The following is a 9,151-nucleotide window of genomic DNA, read 5'->3' as shown; positions in this document are numbered from 1 at the left end:
TTAGAAAGTACGTGCTTTTGGCTTGAAGGTTTCAACCGTCAGCGGCTTGGTGACGACTGGCTTGTACTCCAGGCGGTTGCCTTCGGAGAACCAGAGGGTGTGCTTCATCCAGTTGTCGTCGTCGCGGTTCGGGAAATCGCTGTGCGCGTGCGCGCCGCGCGATTCCTTGCGCGCCACTGCCGAGGTGATGGTGGCCTTCGCGGTTTCGATCAGGTTGTCCAGCTCCAGCGCTTCCACGCGGGCGGTGTTGAACACCTTGGACTTGTCCTTGAACGACACGTGCTTGCGGCGCTCGTCCAGCTTCATGATTTCGTCGTAGCCCTGCTTCAGCAGATCGTCGGTACGGAACACGCCGCAGTACTTCTGCATGGTGGCGCGGATGTCGTTGGCGACGCCCTGCACTTTTTCGCTGCCGGTGGAGGTTTCCAGGCGGTTCAGGCGGTCCATGGCGAAGTCCGCTGCGTCCTTCGGCATCGGCTTGTTCTCTTTCTGCTTCAGGTTCGACGCGACCACATGGTTGCCGGCCGCGCGGCCGAACACCACCAGGTCCAGCAGCGAGTTGGTGCCCAGGCGGTTGGCGCCGTGCACCGACACGCAGGCGCATTCGCCGATCGCGTACAGGCCGTTCACCACTTTCTGGGTGCCGTCGCCGGCAGGCGTCACCACCTGGCCGTGGATATTGGTCGGGATACCGCCCATCTGGTAGTGGATGGTCGGAACGACCGGGATCGGTTCCTTGGTCGCATCGACGTTGGCGAACTTGTGGCCGATTTCCAGGATCGACGGCAGGCGCTTCTCGATGGTGTCCTTGCCGATGTGGCGCAGGTCCAGCAGCACGTGGTCCTTGTTCGGACCGCAGCCGCGGCCTTCCTTGATTTCCTGGTCCATCGAGCGGGACACGAAGTCGCGTGGCGCCAGGTCTTTCAGGGTCGGCGCATAGCGCTCCATGAAACGCTCGCCTTGCGAGTTGATCAGGATGCCGCCTTCGCCGCGCACGCCTTCGGTAATCAGCACGCCCGCGCCGGACACGCCGGTCGGGTGGAACTGCCAGAATTCCATGTCCTGCAGCGGCAGGCCGGCGCGTGCCGCCATGCCCATGCCGTCGCCGGTGTTGATGAAGGCATTGGTCGACGCAGCGAAGATACGGCCAGCACCGCCGGTAGCGAAGATGGTGGTCTTCGCTTCCAGGATCATGCATTCGCCGGTTTCCATTTCCAGGGCCACCACGCCCACCACGTCGCCTTCGGCGTCGCGGATCAGGTCCAGGGCCATCCACTCCACGAAGAAGTGGGTGCGGGCGCGCACATTGCGCTGGTACAGCGTGTGCAGCAGCGCGTGGCCGGTACGGTCGGCCGCGGCGCAGGCGCGCTGCACGGCTTTCTCGCCGAAGTTCGCAGTGTGGCCGCCGAACGGACGCTGGTAGATGGTGCCGTCAGGGTTACGGTCGAAAGGCATGCCGAAGTGTTCGAGTTCGTACACGACTTTCGGCGCTTCGCGGCACATGAATTCGATCGCATCCTGGTCGCCCAGGTAATCGCCACCCTTGACGGTGTCGAACATATGCCAGAACCAGTTGTCTTCGGCCATATTGCCGAGGGAGGCGCCGATGCCGCCCTGCGCTGCCACGGTGTGGGAACGGGTTGGGAAGACTTTCGACAGCACGGCCACATTCAGGCCGGCTTCCGCCAGTTGCAGGGAGGCGCGCATGCCGGAACCGCCGGCGCCAACGATCACCGCATCGAAGCGGCGGGTAGGGATTGCAGATTTAATAGCTGCCACGATTACACACTCCAGAGAATCTGCACCGACCACACGGCACAAGCGATCAGCCAACCGATGGTGGCAATTTGCAGGGTCAGGCGGATGCCGACCGGCTTCACATAGTCCATCCAGATATCACGCATGCCAACCCAGGCGTGATAGAACAGGCCAAACAGGGTGACCAGGCTGAACAGCTTGAACCACTGCTGCGCAAACAGGCCGGCCCAGCCTTCGTAGGTGAAGTTGCTGCCGGTCAGGAAGGAAATCAGGAGCACTGCGGTGTAGATCACCATCAGCACGGCGGTGACGCGCTGCGCCAGCCAGTCTTTGACGCCGTAGTGGGCGCCGACGACGAGGCGCTTTGGACCGATATTATTGTTAGCCATTTTTTAGAAGACTCCGAACAGTTTCAGGGCGACCAGCGCGGTCAGTGCCAGGCTGATCACCAGCACGGTGGCGGCGCTCTTGCGGGCCGAATCCTTGTCCAGGCCGACGTGGGTATCCATGATCAGGTGGCGTACGCCGGCGCAGAAGTGCTGGAAGTAAGCCCACACCAGGGCCAGGATCACCAGCTTGGTGAACCAGTGCGACGCGATGCCGCGGAAGTGCTCAAAGGAGAGTTCGGACTGGATGCTCAGTTGCAGCAGGTACAGCACCACCGGCAGCAGCGCGAACATCAGGAAACCACTGATGCGGTGCAGGATGGATACGACGCCGGCTAAAGGCAAGCGGTAGTTGGACAGTTCCAGAACGTGGATATTACGGAACTCCCGCCGTTCTTTTTTTGGTGCTTCCCTTACGGCTTCTGACATAACAAAACCTCCCTATGCTATTGCTAAATTATTGATCCCGCAGAGCCCGGCTACGGGAGTGAGACTGCGATTTTCGCCGATTTCTGACGTCTCACCAATATGTATTCTTACATATAACAAAAATTATGTTGCGGCGCGGCTTACTTCTTGCCAGCAAAACAATGTTATTTCCTGCCCACTAATTGAGGTCATTCTGATAATGGTGGCGCTCGGTCAGGTACAGGCCGCGCCGCAGTTCCACCGGCTTGTCGCCGTAGGTGAAGGACACGCGCTCCGCGCTCAGCAGCGGGGTGCCGGCGGCCACATTGAGCAGTGCAGCATCTTCCGCCCCGGCGCACACGGCTTTCACCTTCTCGTCGGCGCGGATCATGCGCGTGCCGAATTCGGATTCGAACAGGCCGTACATCGGGCCCTTGTATTCGGAGAGGCGCTCCGCCGTCAGGCCCTTGAAGATGGCGCCCGGCAGCCACAGCTCCTCCACGATGGTGGGCACGGCATCGAAGGACTGCACGCGCTTTATGTAGATGACGGCGTCGCCCGACTTCAGGTCCAGCAGCCGCGCCACATCGGCCGGCGCGCGCAGGCGCTTGACTTCGATGAAGGTGGAGGCCGGGTAATTGGGCTGCCCCTCGTCCGGGCGCAGGCGCAGGAAGCGGATATGGGCGCGCGCTTCGTGGTGGGTGGCGACGAAAGTGCCCTTCCCTTGCCGGCGCATCACCAGGTTCTCGGCCGCCAGCTCGTCGATCGCCTTGCGCACCGTGCCCTGGCTCACCTTGTAGCGGTTGGCCAGTTCCACTTCGCTGGGAATCATTTCGCCGGGCTTCCATTCGCCGGACTGCAGGCTCTGGGTGATCAGGGCCTTGATCTGCTGGTACAGCGGGGAGAAGGTCGGCGACGGCACAGACGCAGCCGGGCTCGCCGCAGCGGGCGCGCCCGAGGCTGCACCTGCACTGGTATTGTTGGGCGGGACCGGGTTCATAGACCGCGATTTCACCACAAATGGGCAAACGCGTCCAGTAAAAACCGATAACTTATCTGTCTTATATAAGACATAAGATAGGATTGACAGACACCCGCACTGCGCCTACACTCGCCGTCGAAATTGTCGCCCCGGCGGCAAGAAACGCCTTGCTGGATTTGGTATGATTATAAATTCCCAAGCCAGGCACAGGCCCAGCTTCGACCGTTTTCTATCCACTTTGGAGATTCACCATGGCTAAAACCCCAATGCGTGTTGCCGTCACCGGCGCCGCCGGCCAGATCGGCTATTCCCTGCTGTTCCGCATCGCTAACGGCGACATGCTGGGCAAAGATCAGCCAGTCATCCTGCAACTGCTGGAAATTCCTGACGAGAAAGCCCAGAAGGCGCTGAAAGGCGTGATGATGGAAATCGACGACTGCGCCTTCCCGCTGCTGGCCGGCATGACCGCCCACTCCGACCCGATGACCGCCTTCAAGGACGCCGACGTGGCCCTGCTGGTGGGCGCACGCCCACGCGGCCCAGGCATGGAGCGCAAGGACCTGCTGGAAGCCAACGCACAGATCTTCACCGTGCAGGGCAAGGCGCTGGACGCCGTCGCTTCGCGCAACGTGAAAGTGCTGGTGGTGGGCAACCCGGCCAACACCAACGCCTACATCGCGATGAAGTCGGCGCCTTCGCTGCCGGCCAAGAACTTCACCGCCATGCTGCGCCTGGACCACAACCGCGCCCTGTCGCAAGTGGCTGCCAAGACCGGCACCCAGGTGAAGGACATCGAGAAGCTGACCGTGTGGGGCAACCACTCCCCAACCATGTACGCCGACTACCGCTTCGCCACCGTGAACGGCAAATCGGTCAAGGAACTGATCAACGACCAGGAATGGAACGCCAACACCTTCCTGCCAACCGTGGGCAAGCGCGGCGCGGCGATCATCGAAGCGCGCGGCCTGTCGTCGGCGGCTTCGGCAGCCAACGCGGCGATCGACCACGTGCGTGACTGGGTGCTGGGCACCAACGGCAAGTGGACCACCATGGGCGTGCCGTCCGACGGCTCCTACGGCATCCCCGAAGGCATCATGTTCGGCTTCCCGGTCACCACCGAGAACGGCGAATACAAGATCGTGCAGGGCCTGGAAATCGACGCGTTCTCCCAAGAGCGCATCAACATCACGCTCAAGGAACTGACCGAAGAGCGCGAAGGCGTGAAGCACCTGCTGCCGTAATACCGCAATGACTGTGGAGCCGGTCAAGCCGATCCGCAAGACCCGCCGCGCTGCCGAAAGCAGCGCGGCGGTATCATCTCCTGTACCGCCAAAAGCCACACCGATGCACCCATCCGAGGTTTTATTCCAGGGCAAACGCCAACCGCTTCTGCTGCCGGCCTGCGATCACTATGCAGGTTCCGAAAAGCTGATGCGCAAGTCGATGGCCTTGCAACAAGAGCTTGGCCCTGTATTCGACATTACCTTCGACTGCGAGGACGGCGCCGCCGCCGGCAACGAGGAAGCGCATGCCCGGCTCGTGGGCCAGCTGCTGCTGGACGAAGCGAACCAGTTCGGCCGCATCGGCGCCCGCGTGCATGACCTGCACAGCCCCCACTTCGAGCGCGACGTGGAAATCATCGTCGGCGCCGCCGCGCACAAGCTGGCCTACCTGGTGCTGCCGAAACCGGACAGCGTGCAGGAAGTGATGCGCGCAATCGACATCGTCAACAAGCATGCAAAGAACGCCGGCCGTGCCGACCTGCCGGTGCACGTGCTGATCGAAACGCATGGCGCACTGCGCGATGTGTTCGATATCGCCGCCCTGCCCCAGGTTGAGTGCCTGTCCTTCGGCATCATGGATTTCGTGTCCGCGCATTACGGCGCCATTCCCGGCAACGCCATGCGCACGCCGGGGCAGTTCGCACACCCGCTGGTGGTGCGCGCCAAGCTGGAGATCGCCGCCGCCTGCCATGCGCATGGCAAAATCGCTTCGCATAACGTCACCACCGAAATCAAGGACAGCGCCGTCGTCGCCACCGATGCCCAGCGCGCCGCTTCCGAATTCGGCTACACGCGCATGTGGAGCATCCACCCGAACCAGATCAAGCCGATCGTGAAGGCCTTTACGCCGCGCGCATCGGAAGTGAATGAAGCGGCCAGCATCCTGCACGAAGCGGAAAAAGTGCAGTGGGGCCCGATCAGCCAGAATGGCCGCCTGCATGACCGTGCCAGCTACCGCTACTACTGGACCGTACTGCAGCGCGCCCGCTACGCCGGCCTGCCGCTGCCGGAATCGGTCGCCGCGCTGATGAACCAGGAAGGAACCCGGCAATGAACATGAAAAAACTGCTGACCGCCTGCGGCCTGGCCGCCCTCGCCGCCAGCACCCTGCTGCTGTCGTCCGAAGCGCTGGCCGCCGAGCCGGTGAAAGCCGAGGCGAAGAAAAAGCCTGCGGCCAAACCGAAGGCGAAAGCCGCCGCGCCGGCCGTGCCGAAAGAGCCGGATCCGGAAGCGGACGAACCGGCTGTCATGGGCTCGAACGTGGTCGATTACGACTGCGAACTGGGCAACAAGATCACGATCTACGAAAACACCGGCGATGATTCGCACATTGCGCTGCGCTGGAAGAAGCGCCTGCATCGCCTGACGCGCGTGGCCACCACCACCGGCGCGCAGCGTTTCGAGAACAAGCTGTATGGCCTGATCTGGATCGGCATCCCTGCCAAGGGCATGCTGCTGGATTCGAAACTGAACCGCCAGCTTGCCAATGAATGCCGGAATGCCGAGCAGTTGAAACCGGCCAGCGTGGAGGCGCCGCAAAGCGCCACCCCGCAAACCTGAATGCAGTACCAAGCTTTACATCAATAACAGACGATACCCACCTGAAGGAGAGGTCATGTCCCGCAACACACTGAATACGCTCAAGGAATTCACTATTTCCGGCAGCAAGAAAGGTAAGTTCTACTCCCTGCCTGCACTGGAAAAAGCGCTGGGCGCGAAAATCTCCCGCCTGCCGGTATCGATCCGCGTGGTGCTGGAATCCGTGCTGCGTAACTGCGACGGCAAGAAAGTCACCGAAGAGCATATCCGCCAGCTGGCGAACTGGGGCGCGACCGCCGAACGCACCGACGAAATCCCATTCGTCGTGGCGCGCGTGGTGCTGCAGGACTTCACCGGCGTTCCGCTGCTGGCCGACCTGGCTGCAATGCGCAACGTGGCTTCCAAGATGGGCGTGAACCCGAAGAAGATCGAGCCGCTGGTCCCCGTGGACCTGGTGGTGGACCACTCGGTAACGATCGACCACTTCCGCGAGCCAAAGGCGCTGGACCTGAACATGAAGCTGGAATTCTCGCGCAACAACGAGCGCTACCAGTTCATGAAGTGGGGCATGCAGGCCTTCGACACCTTCGGCGTGGTGCCGCCGGGCTTCGGCATCGTGCACCAGGTGAACCTGGAATACCTGGCGCGCGGCGTACACAATGCCGACGGCGTGTACTACCCTGACTCGCTGGTGGGCACCGACTCGCACACCACCATGATCAACGGTATCGGCGTGGTGGGCTGGGGCGTGGGCGGCATCGAGGCGGAAGCCGGCATGCTGGGCCAGCCGGTGTACTTCCTGACCCCGGACGTGATCGGCGTAAACCTGACCGGCCAGCTGCGCGAAGGCTGCACCGCAACCGACCTGGTGCTGACCATTACCGAAATGCTGCGCCGTGAAAAAGTGGTGGGCAAGTTCGTCGAGTTCTTCGGCGAAGGCACCCGTTCGCTGACCGTGACCGACCGCGCCACCATCGCCAACATGGCGCCTGAATACGGCGCCACCATGGGCTTCTTCCCGGTTGACGACGCCACCATCGAATACTTCGAAGGCACCGGCCGCACCCGCGCCGAGATCGACGCTTTCGCCGGCTACTTCAAGGCACAGGGCATGTACGGCGTGCCGAAGGCCGGCGACATCGACTTCACCCGCGAACTGCACCTGGACCTGTCCACCGTGACCCCGTCGCTGGCCGGCCCGAAGCGTCCGCAGGACCGTATCGAGATCGGCAACGTGAAGTCCACCTTCTCCGACCTGTTCTCCAAGCCGACCACCGAGAACGGCTTCAACAAGAAGCCTGACGACCTGACCACCGTGTACGAAACCAGCAATGGCGTGCACGTGAAGAACGGCGACATCCTGATCGCGGCCATCACCTCCTGCACCAACACCTCGAACCCGAGCGTGCTGCTGGCAGCCGGCCTGCTGGCCAAGAAAGCCGTGGAAGCCGGCCTGACCGTCGCTCCGCACATCAAGACCTCGCTGGCCCCTGGCTCGCGCGTCGTGACCGAGTACCTGACCGCTGCCGGCCTGCTGCCTTACCTGGAAAAACTGGGCTTCGGCGTGACCGCTTATGGCTGCACCACCTGTATCGGCAACGCGGGCGACCTGACGCCGGAACTGAACGCCACCATCACCACCAACGATATCGTTGCCGCCGCGGTGCTGTCCGGCAACCGTAACTTCGAGGCGCGTATCCACCCGAACATCCGCGCCAACTTCCTGGCCTCGCCGCCGCTGGTCGTCGCTTACGCGATCGCCGGCAACGTGACCAAGGATCTGATGACCGAGCCGGTGGGCAAGGGCGCCAACGGCAAGGACGTGTACCTGGGCGATATCTGGCCGACCTCCGCCGAGATCAACAAGCTGATGAAGTTCGCCATGAACTCCAAGGTCTTCAAGGAGAACTACGCCGACGTGAAAGGCGCTCCGGGCAAGCTGTGGGAAGCCGTGTCCTCGACCGAGGGCCAGGTATACAACTGGCCTGAATCGACCTACATCGCCGAGCCGCCGTTCTTCGAAGGCTTCGCCATGCAGCCGAAAGCTGCCGCTGCAGGCATCCAGGGCGCGCGCGCACTGGGCGTGTTCGGCGATTCCATCACCACCGACCACATCTCCCCTGCCGGCTCCATCAAGGAAGACGGCCCGGCCGGCAAGTGGCTGAAGGAACACGGCGTGATGAAGGCCGACTTCAACTCCTACGGCTCGCGCCGCGGCAACCACGAGATCATGATGCGCGGCACCTTCGCCAACGTGCGCATCAAGAACAAGATGATCCCGCCGAAGGCCGACGGTTCCGCGGTCGAAGGCGGCATCACCATCCACCAGCCGAGCGGCGAACAGCTGTCGATCTACGACGCAGCCATGAAGTACATCGCGGAAGGCACCCCGACGATGATCTTCGGCGGCGAAGAATACGGCACCGGCTCCTCGCGCGACTGGGCCGCCAAGGGCACCCAGCTGCTGGGCGTGAAGGCCGTGATCTGCCGTTCCTTCGAGCGTATCCACCGTTCCAACCTGGTGGGCATGGGCGTGCTGCCGCTGCAGTTCATCGGCAACGACAGCGTGGAATCGCTGGGCATCACCGGCAAGGAAACCTATGACCTGAAGGGCCTGGAAGGCGAGATCAAGCCGCAACAGCTGGCAACGCTGGTGATCCACCGCGCCGACGGTTCGAGCCAGGAAGTGAAAGTCCTGCTGCGTATCGATACCCCGATCGAGGTGGACTACTACAAGCACGGCGGCATCCTGCCATTCGTGCTGCGCCAGCTGCTGGCCGCATAATATCGTTGCC

8 protein-coding genes are annotated in these 9,151 nt (G+C 62.4%); 4 read left to right on the top strand and 4 right to left on the bottom strand.

Annotated elements, in window-relative coordinates; all coding sequences use genetic code 11:
- From sdhA to ACJRPG_RS04230, 4 genes are all read right to left on the bottom strand, one after another.
- On the bottom strand, positions 1-1,779 hold the full coding sequence (sdhA, locus tag ACJRPG_RS04245) for a succinate dehydrogenase flavoprotein subunit (RefSeq protein ID WP_407998803.1): 1,779 nt from the start codon (positions 1,777-1,779) through the stop codon (positions 1-3).
- A 2-nt stretch (positions 1,780-1,781) separates the two neighbouring features.
- Entirely contained in the window at positions 1,782-2,147 is a 366-nt protein-coding gene (sdhD, locus tag ACJRPG_RS04240) for a succinate dehydrogenase, hydrophobic membrane anchor protein (protein WP_407998802.1), read from the bottom strand.
- Between the two features lie 3 nt (positions 2,148-2,150).
- Positions 2,151-2,573 (bottom strand): succinate dehydrogenase, cytochrome b556 subunit, encoded by a 423-nt coding sequence (sdhC, locus tag ACJRPG_RS04235; protein ID WP_407998801.1) that lies wholly within the window; start codon positions 2,571-2,573, stop codon positions 2,151-2,153.
- A 178-nt stretch (positions 2,574-2,751) separates the two neighbouring features.
- Positions 2,752-3,552: a GntR family transcriptional regulator gene (locus tag ACJRPG_RS04230; protein ID WP_407998800.1), complete on the bottom strand. Its 801-nt coding sequence runs from the start codon at positions 3,550-3,552 to the stop codon at positions 2,752-2,754.
- A 233-nt stretch (positions 3,553-3,785) separates the two neighbouring features.
- Here ACJRPG_RS04230 and ACJRPG_RS04225 point away from each other — a divergent pair, with 233 nt between their 5' ends.
- The 4 genes from ACJRPG_RS04225 (at position 3,786) to acnA (ending at position 9,141) form a co-directional block, all read left to right on the top strand.
- Positions 3,786-4,775 carry a malate dehydrogenase gene (locus ACJRPG_RS04225; RefSeq protein ID WP_407998799.1) on the top strand — a complete coding sequence of 330 codons (990 nt, stop codon included), beginning with the start codon at positions 3,786-3,788 and terminating at the stop codon, positions 4,773-4,775.
- Between the two features lie 103 nt (positions 4,776-4,878).
- Entirely contained in the window at positions 4,879-5,871 is a 993-nt protein-coding gene (locus ACJRPG_RS04220) for an HpcH/HpaI aldolase/citrate lyase family protein (protein ID WP_407999374.1), read from the top strand.
- Positions 5,868-6,377, top strand: a complete 510-nt coding sequence (locus ACJRPG_RS04215) for a hypothetical protein (RefSeq protein ID WP_407998798.1) — start codon at positions 5,868-5,870, stop codon at positions 6,375-6,377. Before ACJRPG_RS04220 ends, ACJRPG_RS04215 begins: the two co-directional genes overlap by 4 nt.
- A 55-nt stretch (positions 6,378-6,432) precedes the next feature.
- A complete protein-coding gene (gene acnA, locus ACJRPG_RS04210) occupies positions 6,433-9,141 on the top strand; it encodes an aconitate hydratase AcnA (protein WP_407998797.1) in 2,709 nt (902 codons plus the stop codon).
- Positions 9,142-9,151 lie beyond the last annotated feature (10 nt).

This window comes from Pseudoduganella rhizocola (assembly GCF_045984285.3).
Classification (GTDB): domain Bacteria; phylum Pseudomonadota; class Gammaproteobacteria; order Burkholderiales; family Burkholderiaceae_D; genus Rugamonas.
The sequence above is the reverse complement of the archived record's forward strand: the minus strand, read 5'-3'. Positions and strand labels throughout refer to the sequence as shown.